The organism is Luteimonas sp. WGS1318 (assembly GCF_043187535.1).
Taxonomy (GTDB): Bacteria; Pseudomonadota; Gammaproteobacteria; order Xanthomonadales; family Xanthomonadaceae; genus Luteimonas.
Map to the genome: position 1 here is coordinate 2,830,850 of NZ_CP171131.1, position 24,656 is coordinate 2,855,505.

Genomic DNA, 24,656 nt, shown 5'->3' on the forward strand with positions numbered 1-24,656 from the left:
GCGCGGAATCGGCGACAATGCCCGCCATGAAGATCGGCCCCTACCGCATCGAACCGAACGTGGTGCTGGCCCCGATGGCCGGGGTCACCGACAAGCCGTTCCGGCAGCTGTGCAAACGGCTGGGCGCGGGCCTGGCGATGTCGGAGATGACGATCAGCGACCCGCGCTTCTGGCAGACCGAGAAATCGCTGCGGCGCATGGACCACGACGGCGAACCCGCGCCGGTCGGCGTGCAGATCGCCGGCACCGAGCCGGCGATGCTGGCCGACGCCGCGCGCTACAACGTCGACCACGGCGCGCAGATCATCGACATCAACATGGGCTGCCCGGCGAAGAAGGTCTGCAACGCCTGGGCCGGTTCGGCGCTGATGCAGGACGAGGCGCTGGTCGCGCGCATCCTCGACACGGTGGTGCGCGCGGTCGACGTGCCGGTGACGCTGAAGATCCGCACCGGCTGGTGCGCCGAGCACCGCAACGCGCCGACCATCGCGCGTATTGCTGAAGACGCTGGCATCGCCGCGCTCGCCGTGCACGGCCGCACCCGCGACCAGCACTACACCGGCACCGCCGAGTACGACACGATCGCCGCGATCAAGGCCGCGCTGTCGATCCCGGTGCTCGCCAACGGCGACATCGATTCACCGCAGAAGGCACTGGCGGTGCTGCGCCACACCAGCGTGGATGCGGTGATGGTCGGCCGCGCCGCGCAGGGCCGGCCGTGGATCTTCCGCGAGATCGCGCACTTTCTCGCCACCGGCACGCATCTGGCGCCGCCGACGCTGACCGAGATCCGCGACATCCTGCTCGGGCATCTCGAAGCGCTGCACGCGTTCTATGGCGAACGCTCCGGGGTGCGCATCGCGCGCAAGCATCTGGGCTGGTACGCCAAGGACCGGCCCGAGAACGCCGCGTTCCGCAGTGTGGTCAACCGCGCCGACACCGCCGAGGCGCAGCTCGCGCTGACCCGCGATTACTTCGACGGGCTCGTCGCGGGCGACCTGCGGCCGACGCTGGCGGCCTGACCCGCGCGCGGCATCTCTGCCGCAAGCACCGCCCGCCTGCGAGCATTCTGATCGCGGTCGCTTGGTGACCGAACAGCGCACACCGTCCGCCCTCGTCATCGGACATCGACGCGCTCCCCCGTCGCCGGCTCTGGCGCCGCGCTGCGCGCGCGCCTGCCGATCGCTCAGTGGCCGCCCATCGCCTCGTGGTGTTCGAGACCGGGCGACGCCGGCGTCTGCCAGATACGCGCCCAGGTCGCGTTCCACGTCGCCGCGAGATCACGCGCCATCGGCGCCTGTGTGGGTGGGATGGCCGTCCAGCCGTCGCCGTCGCGGCGCGCGACGGAGAAACGGAAGAAGTAGTCGGGCTCGTTGCCCATGCGCAGATCGCTGAGCTGCAGCGTGCCGTCGACGACCTCCGCCCCCATGAAGCCGTGGTTGAACCACAGCAGCCGCTGCACCGCGGGCAGGCCCGCGTTCGCGCGCAGCGCGGCCACGTCGGAGGGATACGCGTCGAACTGCATCGGGCCGCGGTCGACCGCCAATGAGCGGAAGCCTTCCACGTAGCCCTCGTCGGTCATCGCGACCACGCGCCACAGCACTGTATTGGCCGGCATCGGCACCGAGAACCGCGGCGCATCGCCGAGCCCCATCGCGACCAGCGCGCGATCGGCTTCGCGCTCGACCAGCGCCTTGGCCGTCAGAGACCAGCCGATATAGAACGTGCTCAGCACCAGCCCGGCCGTCAGCGCCTGCTTCGCCACACGCCGCGGCCCGGCGAACGTGGCGACCAGCACGCCGATCAGCAACCACACCGTGTACAGCGGATCGATGATGAAGAGGCTCGACCACATCGCCGGCGGCGGCGTGAACGGCCACAGCAACTGCGTGCCGTACACGGTGAAGGCGTCGAGCAGCGGATGCGTGACCAGCGCCAGCTGGATGGCCCAGAACCAGCGCGTCGGCGACGCCGCGACACGCCCCTTGCCGAAGCGCCGGAACAGCCACCAGATCGCTGCCGCCACCAGCGGCAGCACCAGCAGCGAATGTGTGAGCCCGCGATGCAGGGTCATCCGCAGCACCGGATCGTCGGTCAGCAGTGCAACCGGAATGCCGTCGAGATCCGGCAGCGTGCCGAGTGCGGCCCCCGCGAGCAGGGCCGCGCGACGGTGCGTCGCCGGCACGACCGCTGCGGCGACCGACGCGCCGAGCACGATCTGGGTCAGTGAATCCATTGCGTCATCTCGTCATGAGGGCGGGACCGGCCTGCCGCCGCCGGCGCAGATCGGGCTGCAGAGGATGCCGTCGACGACGGTACCGCGCCAACGTCGCGCTCCAGTGCGGGCAGCGCGCGGACGCGACCGGGGCGCACCGCGCATCACCCAACCGGTCCGGCATCGCGCTCAGTGGAGCGTCACGTCCGCGCCGCGCTGACCACTCGCCCCGAGCCGCAGGCTGTTGCAGTGGGCAAGGATGTCCGGAATCGCGCCGATCATCTCCAGACGCTCTTCGAAGGCCGGCACTTCGTCCGCGTCGACGCCCACGTCCCGGGCATGCGCGTCGCTGTAGAGGCCGAGCCGGGACAGCATCTCGACATCCGCGGCCAGCGCGGCGTCGCCGTCGATCCAGGCATCCCACGCGCTGTCCGCCAGTCCGACGCCGGCGAAGAAGCCCTGCGCCCATTCGGCGCCGGCCGGGAAATCGACCAGCGCCTCGGGCAGTTCCTCGGTTCCCGGCGTCTCCGGCAGGTCGACCTCCGGAAACTGCACCAGCGGCATCAGCGGGTCGTGGGCGTCCTGTGCGTCGCCATCGTCTTCGTCCGCGTCATCGGGCACGGGCTGCGCCACGCGCCAGACGATGTGGTTCCACAGCGCGACGACCAGTTCCATGCGCATCCGCGCCTCGTCCAGGTCGTCCGGCTCCGGGCCATCGCCCCAGATCGCGGCCATGTACTGGCCCGGCGTGATCAGCGCGGGCCCGACGATCAAGGCCGACAGGTAGCCGTCGAGCATCTCCAGCGACATGCCGCCATGCGGCGCGGCGTGGGTCTCCAGCAGGGTTTCGAGCGCGTCGAGATCGTGTTCGGACATGGCAGGCATGCCCCGATTGTCGAGCCTCCGGCCCGGCGCCGCAATGACGGGACCGCCCGCTTAACCAGTCGGCAACATCCGCGCGCACAAGATGCGTGGAACCGCGGCGAGGTGTATCATCCCCGGCCATCTTTTCATCCGAATATAGGGATATAGGCCTGATGTCCAGCTATCTCTTCACCTCCGAGTCGGTCTCCGAAGGCCACCCGGACAAGATCGCCGACCAGATTTCCGACGCAGTGCTCGACGCCATCCTGCAGCAGGACAAGCGCGCCCGAGTCGCCTGCGAAACGCTGGTCAAGACCGGCGTGGCGATCGTCGCCGGCGAAGTCACCACCAGTGCGTGGATCGATCTCGAAGCGCTGACCCGCAAGGTGATCCTCGACATCGGCTACAACAGCTCCGACGTCGGTTTCGACGGCGAGACCTGCGGCGTGCTGAACCTGATCGGCAAGCAGTCGCCCGACATCAACCAGGGCGTGGACCGCAAGAACCCCGAGCAGCAGGGTGCCGGCGACCAGGGCCTGATGTTCGGCTACGCGACCAACGAGACCGACAGCTACATGCCGGCCGCGATCCACCTGTCGCATCGCCTCGTCGAGCGCCAGGCGCAGATCCGCAAGAAGAAGAACTCCAACCTCTCGTGGCTGCGTCCCGACGCGAAGTCGCAGGTCACGCTGCGCTATGAAGACGGCAAGGCGACCGCGATCGACGCGGTGGTGCTGTCGACCCAGCACGACCCGGGCATCAAGCAGAAGGACCTGATCGAGGCCGTCCGCGAAGAGATCATCAAGCCCGTGCTGCCGGCGAAGTGGCTGCACAAGGGCACCAAGTTCCATATCAACCCGACCGGCAAGTTCATCATCGGCGGCCCCGTGGGCGACTGCGGCCTGACCGGCCGCAAGATCATCGTCGACACCTACGGCGGCTGGGCACGCCACGGTGGCGGCGCGTTCTCGGGCAAGGATCCGTCGAAGGTCGACCGCTCGGCCGCGTACGCCGCGCGCTACGTCGCCAAGAACGTCGTTGCGGCCGGCCTCGCCGACCGTTGCGAGGTGCAGGTGTCCTACGCCATCGGTGTCGCCGAGCCGACCTCGATCTCGGTCACCACCTTCGGCACCGGCAAGATTCCGGACGAGAAGATCGAAAAGCTGATCCGCAAGCATTTCGACCTGCGCCCGTACGGCATCATCCAGATGCTCGACCTGATCCACCCGATGTACCAGCCGACCGCCGCCTATGGTCACTTCGGCCGCAAGCCGAAGGAATTCACCTACACCGACGGCGCCGGCAAGCAGATCACCGCGACCGCGTTCTCGTGGGAGAAGACGGACCGGGCCGACGCGCTGCGCGCGGACGCCAAGCTGCGCTGATCACCGCCAGCATCGCACCACCGACGGGCCGCACATGCGGCCCGTCGTCGTTTGCGGCCCCGGGCGACGGCCAGACGTCGCGGGCATCGCAGCGTGGCGGCACGCGATCGGCCGGTCACGCTCCTGCCACCCGGCAGGCCATGGCCTGCACGCGTTGTGCATCGCGTTGTCGCCATGCTATCGATGCGATGCGGCACAGATCCGCATCCCTTTCCGGAGCCTGTCCACGATGTCGCCCAGCTACGACGAGATGCACGACGCCAGCGGCCGGGTCCGCCCGCATTACGATGGGTTCGATGCCTGGCTCAAGACGACATCGTTCGACGAAGTGGCCCACAAGCGGCGCCAGGCGGAGATCTCCTTCCACCGCGTCGGCATTACGTTTTCGGTCTATGGCGAAGAGTCCGGCAACGAGCGCCTGATCCCGTTCGACATCGTGCCGCGCATCCTGCCGGCCGCGGAATGGAAGATGCTCGAGGCCGGCCTGCGCCAACGCGTGCACGCCCTGAACCTGTTCCTCGGCGACATCTACGGCGAGCAGCGCATCCTCCGCGACCGCCGCATTCCCGCCGAGCTGGTGCTCGAAAACAGCGAGTACCGCAAGGAGATGCAGGGCCTGAAGGTCGCGGGCAACGTGTATTCGCACGTCTCGGGCATCGATCTGGTGCGCGCGGGCGACGGCGAGTACTACGTGCTGGAGGACAACCTGCGCGTCGCGTCCGGTGTGTCCTACATGCTGGAGAACCGGCGCATGATGGCGCGCCTGCTGCCCGAGCTGTTCGCCCGCCAGCAGATCGCGCCGGTAGAACGGTATCCCGACGCGCTGTTCGACATCCTGCGCGAGTGCGCGCCGGCCGGCGTCGACAATCCGGTGGTCGCAGTGCTCACGCCGGGCGCCGCGAACTCCGCGTACTTCGAACACGCGTTCCTGGCCCAGCAGATGGGCGTGGAGCTGGTCGAGGGCGCGGACCTGTTCGTGCAGAACGACATGGTCTATGCGCAGACCACGCGCGGCGCGCAGCGCGTGCACGTGATCTACCGCCGCATCAACGACGACTATCTCGACCCGACGGTGTTCCGCCCCGAATCGATGCTCGGCGTGCCGGGCCTGTTCGGCGCCTATCGCGCGGGCAACGTCACGCTGGCGAACGCGCCGGGCACCGGCGTCGGCGACGACAAGTCGGTCTATCCCTATGTGCCGGACATGATCCGCTACTACCTCAGCGAGGAGCCGATCCTGCACAACGTGCCGACCTGGCAGCTGCGCAATCCGGATGATCTGCGTTACACCCTCGACCATCTGTCCGAACTGGTCGTCAAGGAAGTCCATGGCGCAGGCGGCTACGGCATGCTGGTCGGCCCGGCCTCGACCAAGGCGGAGATCGAGGACTTCCGCGCCCGCATCCTCGCCGATCCCGGCAACTACATCGCGCAGCCGACGCTCTCGCTGTCCACCTGCCCCACCTATGTCGAGAGCGGTCTCGCGCCGCGCCACATCGACCTCCGGCCCTACATCCTCAGCGGCCGCCGCATCCACGTCATTCCCGGTGGCCTCACGCGTGTGGCCCTGCGCGAGGGCTCGCTGGTCGTCAACTCGTCGCAGGGTGGCGGAACGAAGGACACCTGGGTCATGGAGAACTGACGCGTGCTGTGCAGAACCGCCTACGATCTCTACTGGGTCGCGCGCCATATGGAGCGCGCCGAAAACACCGCCCGTCTGCTCGACATCGCACAGCGTATCGCGCTGCTGCCCGAGCGCCTGGACCGCGGCAAGGCCGCGGCGGCGCCGTGGCGCCGCGCGCTGGATTCACTGGGGCTCGTCGAAAGCTTCGCCGCCGATGGGCGCGCGATCGACGCCGAGGGCGTCGTGCACCATCTGCTGCTGTCGCCGGACAACCCCAACTCGATCTTCAACTGTTTCCGCACCGCGCGCGAGAATGCGCGTGCCCAGCGCGTGGCGATCACCGCCGAGATGTACGAGGACCTCAACGCCTCGTGGCTGGAGATCCGTCGGTTCGACGCACAGCGCCTGCGCCACGACGGCCTCAGCAACACGCTGGAATGGGTGAAGACGCGATCGGCCTCGTTCCGCGGCATCACGATCGGCACGCTGGGCCGCGGCGAGGGCTACCACTTCCTGCAGATGGGCGCCTTCATCGAGCGCGCCGACTGGTCGATCCGCCTGCTCGACATGATCGGCAGCGACGCCGAACTGCCGGAGACCGGCGAAGCGCGCGACGCGATCCAGTACTTCCAGTGGAGCGCGCTGCTGCAGTCGCTGTCGGCGTTCGAGACCTATCGCCGGCTCTACCGCGAATCGGTCAGCCCGGCCGGGGTGATCTCGCTGATGCTGCTCAACGGCGACAATCCCCGCTCGCTGCAGACCTGCGTCGGCGCGATCCACCAGATCCTGCAGTCGCTGTCGGGCAACGAATCGCTTGAAGTCGTGCGCCAGGCCGGCGCATTGGCGGCCCAGTCGCGGTATGCGCGCATCGACGAGATCATCGCCGGCGGGCTGGAACCCTGGCTGCAGGACACGATGGGACGCCTGACGAAGCTCGGCGGCGAGATCCACCGGCAGTTCATGACCACCGCCCCGTCACGCCCGCTCGCCACCCCGCCGCGCCAGACGCAATGGCAGACCGCAGGATGACGGGTGTGCGCGTGCGTCCCCAGCGTGCACAATTGGCCCCGGCTTCTTTTTCACCGGGCTGTCCCGCGCCATGACCTATTGCATCGGACTGAACCTCGACGAGGGACTCGTCCTGGCTTCCGACTCGCGTACCAACGCCGGTGTCGACCATATCCGCCGCGCCGGCAAGATGCGGGTGTTCGCGAAAGAGGGGGAGCGCGTCATCGTCACCCTGTCGTCGGGCAATCTTTCGCTCACTCAGAACGTGCTCAACCTGCTCGAGCATCGCGCGACCCATGAATCGGGCAGCCTCGGCATGCTCAATGCGCGCTCGATGTTCCAGGTGGCGCAGATCGTCGGGGATGCGCTGCGCGAGATCCGCGCGCGCGACGAGACCTACCTGCGTGACAGCGGCATCGACCCGTCGGGCTCGTTCATCGTCGGCGGCCAGATCCAGGGCGAGGCGCCACGCCTGTTCCTGGTCTACTCCGAAGGCAACTTCATCGAGAGTTCCGGCGAGACGCCGTTCTTCCAGACCGGCGAGATCAAGTTCGGCAAGCCGATCCTCGACCGCGTGATCACGTCCAAGACCAGTCTTGTCGAAGCCAGCCAGTGCACGCTGGTGTCGTTCGATTCGACGATCCGCTCGAATCTATCCGTGGGCACGCCGATCGACCTGCTGGTCTATCGCCGCAACAGCCTCAAGGTGGACGTGCAGCGCCGCTACGAGGACGAGGATCCGTATCTCGCCTCGATCCGCGACAGTTGGAACGAGAGCATGCGCCGCGCGGTCTCCGCGCTGCCGCAGCCCGACTGGGCCTGAGCGCCGCGCCGCGTCCGCGGCGTGATCCGTGCAGGCTCGACGCCCCGCATCCAACTGGATGGCGCGGGACCTTTCACCGCTCTGTGCGCGCCATCCGCTCGCGCATGACGCGTCATCCCCGCGCAGGCGGGGATCCATGGACGTCGCTTCGGGAATGCCCAGCGGGCTCCGCGGCACGCCAGCTGTCGTGCACGCTGCTTCGGCCGTCCACGCACGCGCTGCCGCCGAGGCCTGATGCGCCACAGGTGATGGCGCATCGGATCGTGAGGCCGGCCTCGGCACCTCGCGTGGCGCCGGCGCGCCGCGGGCGTCACCCCGTGCTTCCGGCGCGAACCGCGCTCAGCGCGCGGCGGCCTCCGCTGGCCGGTTCTTCACGTACCGGTCCAGCCAGGCGTTCGTTTCATACAGCATGTGCAGCACCGATTCGCGCGCGCGATACGCGTGCGACTCCCGCGGCAGCATCACCAGGCGTGCGGTACCGCCGAGGCCCTTGATCGCGGCGAACATGCGCTCGCTCTGCATCGGGAAGGTGCCGGAGTTGTTGTCCTCCTCGCCGTGGATCAGCAGGATCGGATCCTTGATCTGTCCGGCGTAGTTGAACGGCGACATCGTCAGGTAGGTGTCCTGCGCCTGCCAGTAATTGCGCTCCTCGGCCTGGAAGCCGAACGGCGTCAGCGTGCGGTTGTAGGCGCCGCTGCGCGCGATGCCGGCGGCGAACAGGCGCGAATGCGCGAGCAGGTTGCCGGTCATGAACGCGCCGTAGGAATGCCCGCCGATCGCGATGCGGTGCCGGTCGGCGACGCCGCGGCGCACCACTTCGTCGATCGCGGCCTCGGCGCTGGCCACCAGTTGCTCGATGTAGGTGTCGTTCGGCTCGGCATCGCCTTCGCCGATGATCGGCATCGACACGTCCGCGAACACCGCATAGCCCATCGCGAGGAACGCCTGCGGCCCCCAGAAGCCGACCGCGTTGAAGCGGTAGGGCGAGTCGGTGACCTGGCTGGCGGCATCGGCGGATTTGAACTCGCCCGGGTAGGCCCACATCAGCAGCGGCAGCGGGCAGTCGCGCGTCGCCTCGTAGCCGGCCGGCAGGTACAGCGTGCCAGTGAGGTCCACGCCGTCCTTGCGCTTGAAGCGCACCAGTTCCTTCTGCACGTCGCGCAGCTGCGGCGTGGGATGGGCGAACCCGGTCAGCGCGACCGGGGCGGCCGCGTCGGCACGCAGATCGCGGACGTAGTAGTTCGCCGGCTCGGTCGGCGCCTCGCGCGTGGTCAGCAGGCGCATCGCATCGGCGTCCAGCACCGCGGAGGGGGATTCGTAGTACGGCGCCTCGGAGCGGAACAGCCGGGTGGTGGCGCCGTCGGCGAGATTCTGCCGGTCGAGGAACGGGCGGTCGCCTTCGTCCGAGGCGCCGTCACCGATGCGATAGACGCTGTCGCCGTCGCTGGCGATCAGCAACCGCGGATTGCCGGCGTCGTCCGGCATCGTGACCGGCGTGCCGGGATCGGCGTAGCGGTCCTCGTACGAACCTTCGCGCACCAGAGTGGGCGCCGCGTCACCGTCCGGGCGCAGACGCCACTCGCGGATCTGGCGCGTACGCCACCAGTATTCGCTGAGCAGGGCGAGATCGCCCGTGCCCCACTGGATGCCCGCATAGCGCATCGACAGCTCGGCCAGCGGTGTGGCGGCGGCCGCGAACGGCGCGGCCTGGGTGTAGACGATGTCGCGCACCGCGGCCTCGCGGGACGGATCACCGCCGTCCTGCGCCTCGACCCAGACCAGCGTCGCCGGCGCGTCGCTGCGCCAGGCGACCGAACGCACACCGGTCGGCACGGCGTCGTTGCCGACCGGCAGGCCCTCGATCAGCGGCAGCTGGGCGACGGTATGCCGCACCTGGCCGTCGAGGTCGATCACGTCGATGCGTCGCGGGAAGCGCGTGTACGGCACCAGATAGGAGAACGGGCGTTCGATCTGCTGACGCAGGAGGTAGCGGCCGTCCGGCGACGGGCTGGCGCTCGTGGTCAGCGACGGCGCGCCGATCGGCGTCATCGTGCCGTCGAGCGTGATCCGCGCCAGCTGCACCGTCATGTAGTGCGCGAAGACGCGGGCGTCCTGATCGCTGCGCAGCAGGTCCTGGAACGTGCGCAGCTGCTGCACCGTGCCGGTCGATGCGGTTTCCTGCACGTTCGGCCCGGCCGGCACCTCGACGGTCTGTGGTGCGTCGCCCTGCCCCTCGGGCCGCAGCCGCACCAGCAGGCTGCGGCTGTCGGGCATCCATTCGAAGCCGTTGCCGATCACCGCATTGAGCGGCCGCGTGGTCAGCCGCCGGGCCTGGCGCGCGTCGACGTCGATCAGCCACAGTTCGACGCGACCGGCCGCCGCGTCCACGTGACTGAAAGCCACGTGGCGCTGGTCCGGCGACCACAGGAACGACGCCAGCGTCAGCGGCTGCGGCAGGCCGGAAACGCGCAGCTCGCCGCCACCATCCACCGGCGTGAACCAGAGGTCGGACACGAACGAGAACCGGCTGGCCGCATAGGTGGCCGGATTGATGCGGATGCCGCCGAGCTTGAGCTCGGGCTGGGCGACGTCGCCGATGCCCGGCAACGCCGGGGTCTGCAGGAACGCGGCCAGATCGCGTTTCGGTCCGAGCAGCAGCCGCGGCGGACGCGGCGCATCGACGATGGCCTGCAACGGCGCGGGCGGCAGCTGGTAGCGACTGTCCGCTGCCTCCGGTGGCGCGGTCTGCGCGATCGCCAGCGCCGGCACCAGCCAGGCGCATGCGATCCAGCCCCAGCGCCTGTGCGCCGCCATCGTGCCTCGTCCCAGTGTCCGCATCGCCCTACCCCGTGATCACGGCGCGCCGCTGCGCACCCGACCCTCGACCTTAGCAGCGCGCGTCACGGGTGCAGCTGTCCCAGAGGTCATGCCCGCCGCGCACGGATCCATCGGCGCGCCGCGATGCCCGCTACCGGGCGTCTGCATTCCCGTAAAAAAAGGGCCGCCAAACGGCGGCCCGAAACCTGACATCCGATCGATGCCAAAGCGTGTCGCGTCTCAGCGCGTCTGCACGTCCGCATCGATCCGGGCGAAGCGGTTGTTCGCGATGTCGCCATCGGCCGCCGCGGAGATCGTCTGCAGGCGTGCCGCGAAGCCGTAGGGATCGCCGCCGATGTTGCGGGCCAGCGACACCGCGAAGCCCATCGTGTCGTGCACCGGGTTGCCGCTGTAGTCTTCGACCATGTTGCGCAGGTCGCTGTGGGCGCCGCCCACGCGGTTGCCGTCGACGGTCGCGCGCGTCTGGTCCATCAGCGTCTGCAGCTGCGCCTCGCTAAAGGTCAGCGTGACCGTGTCACCGGCCGCCACCGGCCCCTCGCTGCCGACGCCACCGGTCAGCGCCCAGTTCAGCAGGTCGGCACTCGCCTGCTCCTCGGCGGCTTCGTTGCGGCCGAAGATGTTGCGGTCGACCCAGCCGTAGCTCGGCCGGTCGGTCGTCACTTCGAACCGGTAACTGCGCTCGCCAGGCAGCTCGTTGCCCGCCGCGTCGAAGCGCTGCTCCACCGTCAGCGGCACGTTCGCGCCGTAGGTCAGATCGGTGGTCAGCGCCTGCGAGCCGTCGGCGTAGGTGACCTGCACCGAACTGCCGAGATTGGCGGGGCCGCCGAGCACGACGCCGAGCGCGTCGACGCCGGCGCGCAGCTGGGTCTGCGAGGAATAGTCGATGCGCGAGATCGTCGCGACATCGGTCACGCCCGGCGTCGCGTGCGCGATCTGGCCGGTCACGTTGAAATGCGCGTAGGCGGCCTGGCCCGTCCCGCTGGCGATGTCGAAGGTCCCGGTCTGCAGGGTCGCGCCGTGCAGCTGGTCTTCGCGGCCGGCCATGATCGACAGGTCGCCCGCGCGCAGGCCGACGCCGTTGAACGCGTTGATCGTCTCGGTGGGCCCGGTGGTGACGCGCACCGTGTCGGCGTCCACGCGCGCCACGGTGTAGCTGACACCGGCCGACTCGGTGATGGAGGTCTCGGTGCCGATCATCCGGAACGATCCCGCCAGCGCGGTCTCGGTGAACGCCTTGCCGTCCAGCGTGACGCTGCCGCCGACGGGAATCGTGGTCGGATCGAAGGGATTGACCGCGGCCGCTGCTTCGACCGTCCGGTGCTCGCCCGGCAGCGTCACCGTGTAGCTGGACTCGAAGCCGCTGGCGACACCGGCTTCGACCTCCGCGCCGCCGCGGCCACCCGCATTGGCTTCGCCCGACACGCTGACCTGGGTGCCGGTGGTCACGGAGAACGTCGTGTTGCCGTCGCCCCGGCTCGCCTGCACCTGCACAAAGGCGTCGTTGGCGAGACTGATCGATGCGCCGCGGCTGCTTGCCGGCGCATCGGGCGCACGGTTGTTGCCGAGCTCGGCCTCCTGCCTGGCGGTGAGCGTCAACGCGACGCTGTCGGGCTGCCAGGTGATGCCGCCGGCATCGGTCTTCGCAGTGATCTTGATGTCGGTGGTCGAATGGTTGGCACGGCCCCCGTCGATCTCGCCGGTCGCACTCATCGGCGAGGCGGGAATCTCGATCACGTCGCCGGGCTGGATCGTGCTGCCGCCGTGCGCGGTCGCCGAGGTGAGACGCGGATTGGCCGCATGGATCGCCTCCACGCTCACCATGTACCGCTCGGCCAGCGTGGTCACCGTGTCGCCTGCAATCGCGTGGTGCCGGGTCGGTTGCGCCGTGGGTTCGGACAGTGTGGGCGCGCGCCAGGCACCGCCTCCATCGTGCACGTGCATGTTCAACGTGATCTCCTGGGTCGTCGAAATCCGGGGCCGCCGGACGGCGGCAGACGCACATGGTCGGACAGCGCCACAGCCGATCCACCTGGGGAAAACCCGAGGCCGGCCGTGGAATCTGAATCCCGATTCAGAACGGCGCCCGCTCCGGCCTCCAGCGTGGCGACGACCGTCTTCGTCCGGCAACAGGCTGCGATAGAATGGCCGCCTGCCCCGCCGAGGGGCGCTGCGACCGGTTCGCCCGCGTGTTCCATTCTGCGGACAGGACGGCCAGGCTCGGCGTGGTGTTCCTGCGACAACGGCGCCCGTAACGCGAATGCCCGATCCGGCATTCCACTACGGAGCACAGCATGAACGCACAACTGAAGACCTTCTCCACCGAAGGCGACTACAAGATCGCCGACATCGGCCTCGCCGACTGGGGCCGCAAGGAAATCGACATCGCCGAGCACGAGATGCCGGGCCTGATGTCGATCCGCAAGAAGCACGCCGCCACCCTGCCGCTCAAGGGCGTGCGCGTGACCGGCTCGCTGCACATGACCATCCAGACCGCGGTGCTGATCGAGACGCTGAAGGACATCGGCGCCGACGTGCGCTGGGCGTCCTGCAACATCTTCTCGACCCAGGACCACGCCGCCGCCGCGATCGCAGCAAGCGGTACGCCGGTGTTCGCCTGGAAGGGCGAGACGCTGGAAGAGTACTGGGACTGCACGCTGGAAGCGCTGAGCTTCCCCGACGGCAAGGGCGGCCTGATCGGCCCCGAACTCGTCGTCGACGATGGTGGCGACGTGACCCTGCTGATCCACAAGGGCTATGAACTCGAGAAGGGTGACGAGAGCTGGGTCAACAGCACCGGCGGCAGCCACGAGGAGCAGGTGATCAAGGCGCTGCTCAAGCGCGTGCGCGGCGAGCGTCCGGACTTCTGGACCCGCACCGTCGCCGAGTGGAAGGGCGTGTCGGAAGAGACCACCACCGGCGTGCACCGCCTGTACCAGATCGCCGAGGCCGGCAAGCTGCTGGTGCCGGCGATCAACGTCAACGACTCGGTCACCAAGTCGAAGTTCGACAACCTCTACGGCTGCCGCGAGTCGCTGGCCGACGGCCTGAAGCGCGCGATGGACGTGATGCTGGCCGGCAAGGTCGCCGTGGTCTGTGGTTACGGCGACGTGGGCAAGGGCTCGGCGGCGTCGCTGCGCGCCTACGGCGCCCGCGTCGTGGTCACCGAGATCGATCCGATCTGCGCGCTGCAGGCGGCGATGGAAGGCTTCGAGGTCACCACGATCGAAGAGACGCTCGGCCGCGGCGACATCTACGTCACCACGACCGGCAACAAGGACATCATCACCGTCGCGCACATGCAGGCGATGAAGGACCAGGCCATCGTCTGCAACATCGGCCACTTCGACAACGAGATCCAGGTCGATGCGCTGAACGCGCTGAAGGGCGTGGAGAAGATCAACATCAAGCCGCAGGTCGACAAGTACGTCTTCGGCAACGGCAATGCGATCTTCCTGCTGGCCGACGGCCGCCTGGTGAACCTGGGCTGCGCCACCGGCCACCCGAGCTTCGTGATGTCGAACTCGTTCGCCAACCAGACCCTCGCGCAGATCGATCTGTGGGAGAAGAAGGACACGTACGAGAAGAAGGTCTACATCCTGCCCAAGCATCTCGACGAGGAAGTGGCCCGTCTGCACCTCGAGAAGATCGGCGTGAAGCTGACCACGCTCACCAAGGACCAGGCCGACTATCTCGGCGTCGCGGTCGAAGGCCCGTTCAAGCCGGACCACTACCGCTACTGATCGGCTCACCGGTCACCGCGGAACAGGAAACGGGCGCCGAAAGGCGCCCGTTTTTTTGTGTGCGCTAGCGGACGAAACGCGACCGCAGCGCCTGCCACAAGCGCTGCCGTGCCTCGAACACGCGCAGCCCCAGCAGGAACGCACTCAACCACACCAGCCCTTCGGTCGCGACCGCGGCCACGGTGACCAGCACGAGCCGCGTCGTCCGGTCGACGCCGAGCATCAGCCCCGCAGCGAGCGCGATCCACGCCAGCAGGCAGACCACGCCACCGAGTGCGATCCAGCGCCAGGGGCGCCGCACGCCGCCGCGACGCGCGCTCATTCGTCACCCCGCAGCGCGGCCAGCGCAGCGCGATCGAGATAGCGGCCATCGAGCACCACCGCATGGGCATCGCGTGCGTGCGCCAGATCGACGAGCGGATCCCCATCGAGCAGCAGCAGGTCGGCCTCGTAACCGACCGCGACGCGGCCGAGCCGCTGGCCCGCACCGAGGGCATCGGCCGCGTTCGCCGTGCCCGCGCGCAGGATGCGTGCGTTCGGCACACCGGCCTCGGCGAGCAGCGCCATCTCGCGATGCAGGCTGATGCCCGGCGCGATCCAGGGATTGCTCATGTCGGTGCCCAGCGTCATCCGCGCATCGCCGGCGTACAGGCGCGCGGCCATGCGCTGCACCTTGGGCCACACCGCGCGGGCGCGTTCGAAATCCGCGGGTTCCCAGCCGATGGCGAAGGTGAAGACGTCGGTCCAGTTCGCCAGCAGCCGCGGATGCGCGTAGCGCCCGGCATCGCGCCGGTACGGACTGTCGTCCCGGTCCTGGACGAATGCGGCTTGGAAGGCGACGAGCGTCGCGTCGAACACCGGGCGATGCCGATCGAACGCGGCGACGAGGCGATCGGCCTGCGGACCGTCGGGATCGAAGTGCTCCCACCACTCGAAGAACGCGAACGCCCCCGGACGCCGGGACGCGCGATAGGCCTCGGCGTCGGCGGGCGCCAGCAGATCCGGGCTGACCGGCATCAGGTGCACGAGTCCATCCAGCCCCATCGACAGGGCATCGGTCCAGGCGACGTCCTCCAGATGCCCGACCGCCGGACGGCCGTGCGCATGCGCGGCCTCGATGCCGGCCTGCAACAGCGTGGGCGACAGTCCGGTGTAGAGCTTGATCCAGTCGGCGCCGGCGTCGACCTGCTCGGCGACGACGCGGCGCACGTCGTCGGTGGTGGACACGGCCGTCGCGAGCCCGGACACCCCGGCATCGTTGAGCACCGGGCCGGCATCGAAACTCTCGGGACCGGTCAGTGTGCCGTCGGCACGCCGCGCTTCGTAGCGCGCTGCGGCGGCGAGATCACCGGCCGGGTTGCGGATCGTGGTCACGCCGAAGCCGACGAGGCGCGTCGCGTTGTGCTCGGCGATGGCATCGTCGGGCAGCGCCTCCATGACGATCGCATCGCCGTCCCGCCGCACGTCCAACGGGCCCAGCGACAGGTGCGCATGCATGTCGATCAGGCCGGGCATCAGGTATCGATCCGTCAGCGTCACGACCTCGGCATCGCGTCGGCAGGCGCGGCTGCCGGGGCGTGTGATGCCGGCGATCCGACCGTCTTCGATGCGGACGCAGCGCGGGGTGCCGCTGCGGCCGTCGTCGACATCGACGATGCGCACGCCATCGAGCGCCAGCGCCTTGGGCGCGGCCTGCGCGGACACCGGAGGAAGGCAGGTCAGCAGGCCTGCGACGGACCACGGAATGAGAGGATGCATCGGCGACTCCAGGGTGGGTGTACCCGGAACAGTCGACGGCGGCCGCGCATTTCTTACGCCGCCGCTTCATCGCGATGGCGATGTAAGAATTCCCCGCCCCGCGACGACTGCTCCCTGGACACCACTCGATTTGTTCGATGCCATGCCCCCTTCGTGGTCCCAGGTCCAGGCCCTCCACCCGCAACTCTGGCGCGCGGTGTGCGGCTATGAACTCAACCCCGCGCTGCGCGACGAGCTGATGCAGGACGTGCTGCTGGCGGTCTGGCAGGCGCTGCCGACGCTGCGCACGCACGACCGCTTGCTGCCGTTCGCGCTGCGCGTCGCACACAACCTGGGCGCGAGCCACGTGCGCTCCGCCATTCGCACGCCCCACCCCGTTCCGCTGGATCTCGACGGGCACGACACGGCCGATCCGACGACGGTCGCCGATGCCGACCGCGCACGCAGCGAGTGGTTGTTCGAAGCGCTGGCGACGCTGCCGCTGACGCTGCGCCAGCCGCTGATGCTGCAACTCGAAGGCTTCGACTACAGCGAGATCGCCGAGCTTCTCGGCATCTCGATCGAGAACGTCGGCGTGCGTCTGCACCGCGCCCGCCACCAGCTCAAAACCCTGCAAGCCCGTGAGGAGACCACGCCGTGAACGACTTCGATGATCTGCTCCGAAATGCCTGGCAGGCGGCGCGGCCGTCGACGGACAGCGCGGCGTTGATCCAGCGCGTGCGCCGCCATCGGCTGCGGCTGCGGCTGCGGCGATCGCTCGAGATCGCACTCACGCTCGGCGCGGTCGTGATGTTGCTCCGGCCGCTGGCCGGCGCCGCCGTCACGCCGGCGTACTGGCTGGTCATGCCGTTCTTCGCGGTCTATATGCCGGCAGCGTGGTGGCTGCTGTTGCGCGCGCCGCAGGCGCGTGGAGATGCCGCGACGCTCGATGTCGCGACCTATGCGCAGGTGCGCCTGTCGCAGCTGCGCGCCGGCCTGCGTGAACTGCGCATCGCGCGTGTCACCGCCGTCGTGCTGCTCGTCTACGCCCTGGCGGCGATGGCCGTCACGACCGTGATGGACGCAGTGGCCTGGCAGTCGGCTGCCGGCGACCTGCTGATCTACGCCGGCGCCTGCGCCGTGCTCACCTACGGCATTTCGTACACGCGGTGCCGGCGCTATCGCGCCGAGTACCGCGGGATGCGTCGTCTCGCGGGCCCCCGCTGAGCTTGCCCCATCGTTCCGGCCCGGCCGCCCATCAGCGTCTCGCACGAGTCCCGGCACGCCGGCGGTGCGCTCGGCGTTGCGCACCGAGATCGCCGACGCGCACGCCGTTGCGCGTCAGGGCCGCCAGTTCGCGTTCGCGTCCCAGAACTCGACGCTGCGCCGGTAGGCCTCGCGGTCGATCGGGACGCCCGACCCGCCTTCGTCCACGCCGAGCGCATTGCGCAGCATCGTGATCGGCGCCATCGGAATCTCCTCCGGCGCCATGGTGTAGAGACACCCGACGACGCCCCAGTCGGCCTCGATCGGCGCGCCCTCCTTCGCCAGCTGCTCGCGGCTGTAGAGGATCGGAATGAGATAGCGCGCGATTGGCACCTCGACGCCCTCGAACCAGCGCACCAGCACCGCGAGCTCTTCGCGCGAGCGCGCCTCGTAGGCCGAGCGCAGCCGGTGCCGGTTGTCGTCGGTGATGGGCACCGTCAGGCAGCGCGTCGAGGTCCAGTTGCGGTGCACGTGCAGCGTGCAGAACGGTGCGTAGCCGTCGAGCACGTGTTCGGGCGACACGTCGTTGAGGTGCTGCTCGAACTGCTGCGGCGTGCAGTCCTGGACGGCGTTGCCGCGCCCGCCGCGGGGAAACAGACGGGCACGCGCGAATGGGGTGAGAACGATCGACATCGGATCAGGGGCTCGGAAGGAACAGGAAGACGGCGGCGCTCACTCTGCGTGCTCGGTGCGGTTGCGTCCACCGACCTTCGCGCGATACAGCGCGGCATCCGCGGCGCGGTAGAGTGCGCCCGCGTCGTCGTGGCGCCGCGCATCGTAGCCACTGCAGCCGATGCTCGCCGTGACCGTGTCGCGGACGCCGTCGAATGCGAGCGGGCCGTCGGCGAGGGCCTGGCGGAAGTGCTCGGCACGTGCGTGGGCGGTCTTCGGATCGATGGGCAGCAGCACGCCGAACTCCTCGCCGCCCAGCCGTGCGCACAGCTCGCCCGGCCCGTCGAATGCGTCGCGCAGGCGCTGGGCGAATTGGATCAGACAGGCATCGCCCGCCAGATGGCCGAAGCTGTCGTTGATGCGTTTGAAGTGGTCGATGTCCAGGATCAGCAGCGACAGCGCACCACCGCGGGCGGTCGCCACGGCCTGTTCCAGCGCCTCGGAGAATTCACGCCGGTTGGGCAGCGCGGTCAGGCCGTCGATCCGGCTCCGGCTCTCGAACAGATCGCGCTGGTGGCGCAGGTCTTCCTCGAGTTCCAGGCGCGCGTGGTACTCGCGGTGGCTGCGGGTCATGACGAGCAGCATGTAGACCATGTAGACCACCCACATGGCGCCGACCCCGAACGCGACCTCACGCGCCAGCACGACCAGCGTGGGCGCCATGACCAGCAGGATGGCCAGCGCCGACGGCAGCCGCCGCATGCACAGCGTATGCGCGAGGGCCATGCCGAACGCGCCGGAGAACAGCAGCGTGATCAATGGGGCGGGCGCCGGCAGCGCGGCCTGGCTCCAGGCACTGAAGCCACCCCACACCAGGGTCGTCGCGAGGATCACCGCCCACACCCGGCGCAGATAGCGTCGCGCCTGCACCGCGTCGGGCTCGGCGGGCAGCGGAATCAGCACCCGCACGACTGCCAGCAGCAGCAGGCCGCCGATCACGAGCAGCGCCGCGAGCCGGTCACCCGGCCCGAAGCCGGTGACGCCGAACGCGAGAGCCGCTGCGACGCCGTAGAACCAGCCTCCGAGACGGGCGCGTTGCCGGGTTTCGACGACTTCCTGCCGAAGCAGATTGTGGGCTCGCTGCAACGGGCGGTCGGACGGATGCGGACTCGGCATGGACCCAGCGTACGGCGAAGCGCGTGACGGGAAAACAGACCGCGCGTGCACGTGGACCTCCTCCGGCGTTCGGCGATCCGAAACGCAGGGCACGCGTAGCAATCGCCAGCGAGCGTGTGCCCCCGACCGCCGACGCGCCAGACGCAGAGCCGACCCGCCGCATATCGGCGTCGGGCGAAGACAATGAATCCATCGCGATAAAGCGATAGACTTTCGGATCACCCGCTGCCGTCTCCCGCGATGATCCCGATCAGCTTCGAGTTCTACCCGCCCAAGACCGACGACCAGCGTGCCCAGCTCGACCGCTCGGCGAAGAAACTCGCCGCGCATGGCCCCGAATACGTCTCGTGCACCTTCGGTGCAGGCGGCTCGACGCTCAGCCAAACGCCGGACACCGTGCGCCACCTGACGCAGCACCACGGGTTCTCGTCCGCCCCGCATCTGTCGTGTGTCGGCGGCAGCCGTGAGGAGATCCGCGCGCTGCTCGCGCTCTACCGGGGCATTGGCTGCGAGCGGATCGTCGCCCTGCGGGGCGACCTGCCCTCGGGCATGGGCCGTCCCGGCGACCTGCGTTACGCGTCCGACCTCGTGGCCTTCATCCGCGCGGAATTCGGCGACGCATTCCACGTCGAGGTCGGCTGCTATCCCGAAGTCCATCCGCAGGCCGACGATGCCCACGCCGACATGCGCCACTTCAAGGCCAAGGTCGATGCCGGCGCGGACGCCGCGATCACCCAGTACTTCTACAACGCCGACGCGTATTTCCATTTCGTCGACAACGCCCGGCGGGCCGGCGTCGAGGTGCCGATCGTGCCCGGGATCATGCCGATCGCGAACTTCGGCCAGCTGCGCCGGTTCTCCGAGGCCTGCGGCGCGGAGATCCCGCGCTGGATGCAGCGGCAGATGGCGGCGCACGGTGACGACGCGGACGCGGTGCGCGAACTGGGCGCCGACATCGTCGCCGGCCTCTGCGAGCGCCTGATCGCGGGCGGCGCGCCGGCGCTGCACTTCTACACGCTGAATCTCGCCCGGCCCACGCAGACGGTCCTCGCCCGGCTGGCCTGAACGCGTCTGCGGCGCCGGCTGGTCCGCATCGGCGCCACCGGCTAGGCTGCCGCCATGTCGCGCCTTTCGCCCTGCGTCCTGCTCCCGGTGTTGATCGCCGGCGCGCTGGCATCGCCGGCGCCCGGGCATGCGCAGGTGCGCCGCTGTGTCGGCCCCGACGGCGGCACCGTCTACACCGATCGCGCCTGCAGCGCGGTCGGCGCATCCAACTCGCTGGCCGAGCGCCCGCGCGGGCAGGCGCCCGCCTACCGCGGCGGCTGCCAGCGCCAGCTCCGCGGCCTGATCCAGGAGATGAGCCACGCCATCCACAGTGGCGACACCAACCGTCTGGTCACGCTCTATCACTGGCGCGGCATGAGCCAGAGCAGCGGCTACCAGGTGCTGGACCGCCTCGATGCGATCACCCAGCAGCCGCTGCTCGACATCACCGCGCAACGTCCCGCGCAGCCGGTCGTCGCGTCGACCACGCCGTTCTCGGGCTGGGTCAGCGCGCGTGACATTCCGACCGCGGCGCCCGAGCGCCCGCCGACTTCGCTGCGTGTCGACCAGGCCGGCCCCGGCGGCAGCGGAACGCGGCAGACGGTTTTCTCGCTGCACCGGCACCTGGGGTGCTGGTGGGTGAGCCTCTGAGGCGCGGCGCGGCAGCGACACCCGGACGATCCACGAGGGCACGAGCACGCGCGCCTGCACGTCCGCAGCGATTGGGCTCAGGCACGGCGCCTGCATCGACTGGGCGGTTCGCCACCGGATATTCGACGCAGGCCTCATCGCGGCAAGGTCAAGCGCTCGTTGCGTCGCGCTGTGACGCGCGGTCATCGCATCACGTCCGATGATCCGCAATGCCGGTTCTTACTCTGCGCGGGCAGTCAGACATCACCACGCCGCATCGCCCGGCGGACCCCGGGTACCCGGATCAGTCCGGCCGGAACGACAGCGTCGCGACGACGCCCCGCACCGCGCCCGGCACCACACGCACCTGCCAGCCGTACAGCGCGCAGAGCCGGCGCACGATCGACAGGCCGATGCCGCCGCCCTGCGAATGCTCGGCGTGGGTGCCGCGATAACCGCGCTCGAACAGGCGCGCGGCGTCTTCGGCGCTGAGCCCCGGGCCGCTGTCGGCCACTTCGACCAGGCGGTCGCCCAGGCGCACGACCACGTCGCCGGCCTGGGTGTACTTGATCGCATTGCCGACGAGATTGCCCAGCGCCACCGTGACCGCGGATTCCGGGGCATCGACGATCAACGGCCCGTCACCCTCCAGGCGCAATACCAGCGGTTTGCCGACGAGCTGCGGGCGGTGGGCATCGAACAACTGCTCGACGACCCGCCCGACATCGGTGGCGCCGTGGCCGCGTTCGTTGCGCGACAGCAACAGCAGTGCGCTGATCAGGTCCGTGCACTGCTGCTCGGCACGCTGGATGCGCAGCAGACGCGTGCGCGTCTTCTCGTCGAGCTCGGGCCGCGACAGCAACAGCTCGACCGCGCCCTTGATCACCGCCAGCGGCGTGCGCAACTCATGGCTGACGTCGGCGTTGAACTCGCGGTCGCGCTGGACCACTTCGGTCAGCCGGAACGCGTAATCGTCGAGCGCACTCGCCAGCTGGCCGACCTCGTCGTCCGGGAAATGCGGCGCCAGGGCCTCGGGCGTCGAGGTATCACCCGAACTGCGCAAGCGGTTGGCCAGTGCCGACACCGGGCTCATCACCCGTGCCGCCGACCACCAGCCGATCAGCAGCGACAACAGCGAGACCAGCACGACCGATCCGAAGATCGCCCGCTGGAACTGGGTCGCGCCGCGCATCGTCTCGCTCATGTCGTAGGCGAGAAAGAACCACTCATCGGGCGTCTTGCGCACCGCGAGCTTGTACATGAAGGGCGTGCCGTCCTCGTCGATGCCGCTGAGGTTGTGGATGCCGTCGCCGAGCTCGTACCAGTCGGGCTGATCGCGGCGCAGTTCCTCGAAGCGGTCACGCTTCACGACGCGGGCGCGGATCTGTTCCAGCGGCACCGCGGGATTGCGCAGCGGATCGACGTAGTAGCGCCGCGCGTACTCGTCGATGTTGCGGTTCATCAGATCTTCGACCAGCGTGTTCTCGACGCGGTCGCGCGCTTCCTGGGTCAGGAAGGCGAACAGCGTCGTGAGCCCGAGACCGAGCAGCAGGAACGACAGGATGATGCGGCTGCGCAGCCGCCGGCGATAGCGCCGTGCGCGCGTCCGGGCCGGACGCGCCGGCGCGACGTCAGGTGGCGACATCCGGAACCGCGATGCGGTAGCCGATGCCGTGACGGGTCTGGATGTACGGCGTATCGAACGGCTTGTCGACCACCGCACGCAGGCCGTGGATGTGCACGCGCAGCGAGTCCGAATCCGGCAGCTCTTCGCCCCAGACGCGGGTCTCGAGTTCCTGACGCGTGACCACGGCCGGCGAGGCCTCCATCAGCGACTGCAGGATCTTCAGCGCGGTCGGGTTGAGCTGCAGCAGCTTGCCGCCACGGCGCACTTCCAGCGTGTCGAGGTTGTACTCCAGCTCGCCGACGTCGAGCACGCGGGTGTGGTTGCCCTTGCCGCGGCGCGACAGTGCGTTGAGCCGCACTTCGACCTCCTGCAGCGCGAACGGCTTGACCAGATAGTCGTCGGCACCGGAATCGAACCCGGCGAGCTTATTGTCCAGGCTGTCGCGCGCGGTGAGCATCAGCACCGGCGTCTGCTTGCGCGCGTCGTTGCGCAGCTTGCGGCAGACCTCCAGGCCGTCCATGCCCGGGAGATTGAGATCGAGCACGATGGCATCGAAATCGTGGACCACGGCCAGATGCAGGCCGGTGACGCCGTCGGCGGCGAAATCGACGGTGTGGCCACGGTCTTCGAGGTAATCCCCGAGATTGGCGGCGATGTCCTGGTTGTCTTCGATGACGAGGATGTGCATGGGGTGTCGGGTCTCTGGTCGATTCGGATGCACGCCGCGGCGGTTTGACGCCGTCGCGACATGGTACAGCGGCGCATCCTTTCATGAACGGCGTCGCGGCCGCGCATACAAAAAGACCCGGACGTGTCCGTCCGGGCCGAAGGAGGTTTGCCCCGATTGCCGTCATCCGCCGCGACCCCGACCGAAGCCGGGGTGGAGAGAGTGCGTACGTATTCCGGATGTGCAGGCTAACGCGACAAGGCGTTGGAATTCGGAAACAAAACGTTCAGTTTCCGTTCGACGCAGTGGCGCGCCGGCGACGCGGTTTTCCGCTGGGCGCGACGTGGGCGACCAGGTGTTCGATGATGCCGCCGGCGATGTCGAGGCCGGTCGCCGCTTCGATCCCTTCCAAGCCCGGCGAGGCATTGACCTCGAGCACCAGGGGGCCGCGCTGGGAGCGGATCAGGTCGACGCCGGCGATGCCCAGGCCCACCACCTGTGCCGCGCGCACCGCCACCGCGCGCTCTTCCGGCGTGGTGTCGACGGCCAGCGCAACGCCGCCGCGGTGCAGGTTCGAGCGGAAATCGCCGGGCGGCGCCTGACGCTGCATCGCGCCGATCACCTGATCGCCGACGACGAAGCAGCGCAGATCCGCACCCTGGGCTTCGGCGATGAACTCCTGCACCAGGAAGTTCGCATACAGGCCGCGCAGCGCCTCGACGACGCCGCGCGACGCGGACGGCTTCTCGGTCAGCATCACGCCCGCGCCCTGCATGCCCTCGTTGAGCTTGATCACGTGCGGCGGCGGGCCGAGCATCGCCAGCAGATCGTCGGTGTCGTCGGGGTTGTCGCCGAACACGGTGACCGGCAGGCCGATGCCTTCGGCCGCCAGCAACTGGTGGCAGCGCAGCTTGTCGCGGGCACGGGCGAACGCGGCCGAGGGGTTGGGCGCGTAACTGCCCATCTGCTCGAACTGGTGCAGTACCGCGTTGCCGTAGCGGGTGACCGTCGCGGCGAAGCGCGGAATCACCGCGTCGTAGGCCTCGATCGGCTTGCCCTTGTAGCGCATCGCGAAGCCGTCGCTGCTGATCCGCATGTAGCAGCGCAGCGGATCGAGCACGCGCACCGTGTGCCCACGCTGGCGGCCCGCCTCGACCAGCCGGCGGGTGGAATACAGCTTGGTGTTGCGGGACAGGATCGCGAGCTTCATCGACGCACCAGGGCAGGCAGCACCACCAACGAAAACGGCGACACCTCTTGCGATGGTGTCGCCGCCCGAATTCGAACTTGACGCAGTGGAGCGGGTGATGGGAATCGAACCCACGCTAGCAGCTTGGGAAGCTGCAGTTCTACCATTGAACTACACCCGCACAGGCGGCCAGTCTATGCCGGCCCCGCGC

At 69.0% G+C, this 24,656-nt stretch carries 21 protein-coding genes, 1 tRNA gene and 1 riboswitch; of the genes, 10 read left to right on the plus strand and 12 right to left on the minus strand.

From position 1 onward, the window contains the following. Positions 1-26 precede the first annotated feature (26 nt). Positions 27-1,022: a tRNA dihydrouridine synthase DusB gene (gene dusB, locus ACF3M1_RS12860; RefSeq protein ID WP_394001235.1), complete on the plus strand. Its 996-nt coding sequence runs from the start codon at positions 27-29 to the stop codon at positions 1,020-1,022. A gap of 164 nt (positions 1,023-1,186) precedes the next feature. On the opposite strand, the gene ACF3M1_RS12865 is transcribed toward dusB, so the two are convergent. Both ACF3M1_RS12865 and ACF3M1_RS12870 read right to left on the minus strand, forming a co-directional pair. Then, the gene (locus tag ACF3M1_RS12865; protein WP_394001237.1) at positions 1,187-2,236 is read right to left on the minus strand and encodes a metal-dependent hydrolase; all 1,050 of its coding nucleotides are present in this window, start codon (positions 2,234-2,236) and stop codon (positions 1,187-1,189) included. A gap of 168 nt (positions 2,237-2,404) precedes the next feature. Beyond that, positions 2,405-3,100, minus strand: a complete 696-nt coding sequence (locus tag ACF3M1_RS12870) for a YecA family protein (protein ID WP_394001240.1) — start codon at positions 3,098-3,100, stop codon at positions 2,405-2,407. A gap of 152 nt (positions 3,101-3,252) precedes the next feature. On the opposite strand from ACF3M1_RS12870, the gene metK reads away from it, so the two are divergent. The 4 genes from metK to ACF3M1_RS12890 all read left to right on the plus strand — a co-directional run bounded on the left by metK (position 3,253) and on the right by ACF3M1_RS12890 (position 7,919). Further along, entirely contained in the window at positions 3,253-4,464 is a 1,212-nt protein-coding gene (gene metK / locus ACF3M1_RS12875; protein ID WP_394001242.1) for a methionine adenosyltransferase, read from the plus strand. 229 nt (positions 4,465-4,693) lie between these two features. Beyond that, positions 4,694-6,106 carry a circularly permuted type 2 ATP-grasp protein gene (locus ACF3M1_RS12880; protein ID WP_394001244.1) on the plus strand — a complete coding sequence of 471 codons (1,413 nt, stop codon included), beginning with the start codon at positions 4,694-4,696 and terminating at the stop codon, positions 6,104-6,106. 3 nt (positions 6,107-6,109) lie between these two features. Next, positions 6,110-7,117 (plus strand): alpha-E domain-containing protein, encoded by a 1,008-nt coding sequence (locus ACF3M1_RS12885; RefSeq protein WP_394001246.1) that lies wholly within the window; start codon positions 6,110-6,112, stop codon positions 7,115-7,117. A gap of 70 nt (positions 7,118-7,187) precedes the next feature. Then, positions 7,188-7,919, plus strand: a complete 732-nt coding sequence (locus ACF3M1_RS12890; protein WP_394001248.1) for a peptidase — start codon at positions 7,188-7,190, stop codon at positions 7,917-7,919. Between the two features lie 339 nt (positions 7,920-8,258). On the opposite strand, the gene ACF3M1_RS12895 is transcribed toward ACF3M1_RS12890, so the two are convergent. Next, positions 8,259-10,733 (minus strand): prolyl oligopeptidase family serine peptidase, encoded by a 2,475-nt coding sequence (locus ACF3M1_RS12895; protein WP_394001250.1) that lies wholly within the window; start codon positions 10,731-10,733, stop codon positions 8,259-8,261. Positions 10,734-10,976: 243 nt separating this feature from the next. Next, positions 10,977-12,698, minus strand: a complete 1,722-nt coding sequence (locus tag ACF3M1_RS12900; protein WP_394005272.1) for a LysM peptidoglycan-binding domain-containing protein — start codon at positions 12,696-12,698, stop codon at positions 10,977-10,979. A gap of 212 nt (positions 12,699-12,910) precedes the next feature. Beyond that, positions 12,911-13,012, plus strand: a riboswitch (S-adenosyl-L-homocysteine riboswitch). A 36-nt stretch (positions 13,013-13,048) separates the two neighbouring features. On the opposite strand from ACF3M1_RS12900, the gene ahcY reads away from it, so the two are divergent. Continuing rightward, the gene (ahcY, locus tag ACF3M1_RS12905) at positions 13,049-14,497 is read left to right on the plus strand and encodes an adenosylhomocysteinase (RefSeq protein WP_394001252.1); all 1,449 of its coding nucleotides are present in this window, start codon (positions 13,049-13,051) and stop codon (positions 14,495-14,497) included. A gap of 64 nt (positions 14,498-14,561) precedes the next feature. Here the strand turns inward: ahcY and ACF3M1_RS12910 are convergent, their stop codons facing one another. Continuing rightward, positions 14,562-14,819 carry a hypothetical protein gene (locus ACF3M1_RS12910; protein ID WP_394001255.1) on the minus strand — a complete coding sequence of 86 codons (258 nt, stop codon included), beginning with the start codon at positions 14,817-14,819 and terminating at the stop codon, positions 14,562-14,564. Beyond that, positions 14,816-16,255, minus strand: a complete 1,440-nt coding sequence (locus tag ACF3M1_RS12915) for an amidohydrolase family protein (protein WP_394001257.1) — start codon at positions 16,253-16,255, stop codon at positions 14,816-14,818. Before ACF3M1_RS12915 ends, ACF3M1_RS12910 begins: the two co-directional genes overlap by 4 nt. 142 nt (positions 16,256-16,397) lie before the next feature. Here ACF3M1_RS12915 and ACF3M1_RS12920 point away from each other — a divergent pair, with 142 nt between their 5' ends. Beyond that, the gene (locus ACF3M1_RS12920) at positions 16,398-16,895 is read left to right on the plus strand and encodes an RNA polymerase sigma factor (RefSeq protein WP_394001259.1); all 498 of its coding nucleotides are present in this window, start codon (positions 16,398-16,400) and stop codon (positions 16,893-16,895) included. Next, positions 16,892-17,461, plus strand: coding sequence for a hypothetical protein (locus ACF3M1_RS12925; RefSeq protein ID WP_394001261.1), 570 nt, complete (start codon positions 16,892-16,894; stop codon positions 17,459-17,461). The genes ACF3M1_RS12920 and ACF3M1_RS12925 overlap by 4 nt, the downstream gene beginning before the upstream one ends. Positions 17,462-17,575: 114 nt before the next feature. On the opposite strand, the gene ACF3M1_RS12930 is transcribed toward ACF3M1_RS12925, so the two are convergent. Further along, positions 17,576-18,133: a DUF3228 family protein gene (locus ACF3M1_RS12930; protein WP_394001263.1), complete on the minus strand. Its 558-nt coding sequence runs from the start codon at positions 18,131-18,133 to the stop codon at positions 17,576-17,578. Positions 18,134-18,172: 39 nt separating this feature from the next. Then, on the minus strand, positions 18,173-19,258 hold the full coding sequence (locus tag ACF3M1_RS12935) for a GGDEF domain-containing protein (protein WP_394001265.1): 1,086 nt from the start codon (positions 19,256-19,258) through the stop codon (positions 18,173-18,175). Between the two features lie 270 nt (positions 19,259-19,528). On the opposite strand from ACF3M1_RS12935, the gene metF reads away from it, so the two are divergent. Together metF and ACF3M1_RS12945 are read left to right on the plus strand one after the other, a co-directional pair. Further along, positions 19,529-20,353: a methylenetetrahydrofolate reductase [NAD(P)H] gene (gene metF, locus ACF3M1_RS12940; RefSeq protein ID WP_394001267.1), complete on the plus strand. Its 825-nt coding sequence runs from the start codon at positions 19,529-19,531 to the stop codon at positions 20,351-20,353. A gap of 54 nt (positions 20,354-20,407) precedes the next feature. Then, the gene (locus ACF3M1_RS12945; protein WP_394001269.1) at positions 20,408-20,983 is read left to right on the plus strand and encodes a hypothetical protein; all 576 of its coding nucleotides are present in this window, start codon (positions 20,408-20,410) and stop codon (positions 20,981-20,983) included. A 283-nt stretch (positions 20,984-21,266) separates the two neighbouring features. On the opposite strand, the gene ACF3M1_RS12950 is transcribed toward ACF3M1_RS12945, so the two are convergent. The 4 genes from ACF3M1_RS12950 to ACF3M1_RS12965 all read right to left on the minus strand — a co-directional run bounded on the left by ACF3M1_RS12950 (position 21,267) and on the right by ACF3M1_RS12965 (position 24,626). Next, positions 21,267-22,607 carry a sensor histidine kinase gene (locus tag ACF3M1_RS12950; protein WP_394001271.1) on the minus strand — a complete coding sequence of 447 codons (1,341 nt, stop codon included), beginning with the start codon at positions 22,605-22,607 and terminating at the stop codon, positions 21,267-21,269. Further along, positions 22,594-23,277: a response regulator transcription factor gene (locus ACF3M1_RS12955; RefSeq protein WP_394001273.1), complete on the minus strand. Its 684-nt coding sequence runs from the start codon at positions 23,275-23,277 to the stop codon at positions 22,594-22,596. Before ACF3M1_RS12955 ends, ACF3M1_RS12950 begins: the two co-directional genes overlap by 14 nt. A 265-nt stretch (positions 23,278-23,542) precedes the next feature. Continuing rightward, on the minus strand, positions 23,543-24,466 hold the full coding sequence (rimK, locus tag ACF3M1_RS12960; protein ID WP_394001274.1) for a 30S ribosomal protein S6--L-glutamate ligase: 924 nt from the start codon (positions 24,464-24,466) through the stop codon (positions 23,543-23,545). A gap of 86 nt (positions 24,467-24,552) precedes the next feature. After that, positions 24,553-24,626: transfer RNA gene (locus ACF3M1_RS12965), tRNA-Gly, on the minus strand. Between the last annotated feature and the right edge of the window lie 30 nt (positions 24,627-24,656).

Coding starts and splice junctions, on each gene's coding strand:
- dusB (WP_394001235.1), top strand. CDS start 27: ATGAAGATCGGCCCCTACCGCATCGAACCGAACGTGGTGCTGGCCCCG.
- ACF3M1_RS12865 (WP_394001237.1), bottom strand. CDS start 2,236: ATGGATTCACTGACCCAGATCGTGCTCGGCGCGTCGGTCGCCGCAGCG.
- ACF3M1_RS12870 (WP_394001240.1), bottom strand. CDS start 3,100: ATGCCTGCCATGTCCGAACACGATCTCGACGCGCTCGAAACCCTGCTG.
- metK (WP_394001242.1), top strand. CDS start 3,253: ATGTCCAGCTATCTCTTCACCTCCGAGTCGGTCTCCGAAGGCCACCCG.
- ACF3M1_RS12880 (WP_394001244.1), top strand. CDS start 4,694: ATGTCGCCCAGCTACGACGAGATGCACGACGCCAGCGGCCGGGTCCGC.
- ACF3M1_RS12890 (WP_394001248.1), top strand. CDS start 7,188: ATGACCTATTGCATCGGACTGAACCTCGACGAGGGACTCGTCCTGGCT.
- ACF3M1_RS12895 (WP_394001250.1), bottom strand. CDS start 10,733: ATGGCGGCGCACAGGCGCTGGGGCTGGATCGCATGCGCCTGGCTGGTG.
- ACF3M1_RS12900 (WP_394005272.1), bottom strand. CDS start 12,698: ATGCACGTGCACGATGGAGGCGGTGCCTGGCGCGCGCCCACACTGTCC.
- ahcY (WP_394001252.1), top strand. CDS start 13,049: ATGAACGCACAACTGAAGACCTTCTCCACCGAAGGCGACTACAAGATC.
- ACF3M1_RS12910 (WP_394001255.1), bottom strand. CDS start 14,819: ATGAGCGCGCGTCGCGGCGGCGTGCGGCGCCCCTGGCGCTGGATCGCA.
- ACF3M1_RS12915 (WP_394001257.1), bottom strand. CDS start 16,255: ATGCATCCTCTCATTCCGTGGTCCGTCGCAGGCCTGCTGACCTGCCTT.
- ACF3M1_RS12920 (WP_394001259.1), top strand. CDS start 16,398: ATGCCCCCTTCGTGGTCCCAGGTCCAGGCCCTCCACCCGCAACTCTGG.
- ACF3M1_RS12930 (WP_394001263.1), bottom strand. CDS start 18,133: ATGTCGATCGTTCTCACCCCATTCGCGCGTGCCCGTCTGTTTCCCCGC.
- metF (WP_394001267.1), top strand. CDS start 19,529: ATGATCCCGATCAGCTTCGAGTTCTACCCGCCCAAGACCGACGACCAG.
- ACF3M1_RS12945 (WP_394001269.1), top strand. CDS start 20,408: ATGTCGCGCCTTTCGCCCTGCGTCCTGCTCCCGGTGTTGATCGCCGGC.
- ACF3M1_RS12950 (WP_394001271.1), bottom strand. CDS start 22,607: ATGTCGCCACCTGACGTCGCGCCGGCGCGTCCGGCCCGGACGCGCGCA.
- ACF3M1_RS12955 (WP_394001273.1), bottom strand. CDS start 23,277: ATGCACATCCTCGTCATCGAAGACAACCAGGACATCGCCGCCAATCTC.
- rimK (WP_394001274.1), bottom strand. CDS start 24,466: ATGAAGCTCGCGATCCTGTCCCGCAACACCAAGCTGTATTCCACCCGC.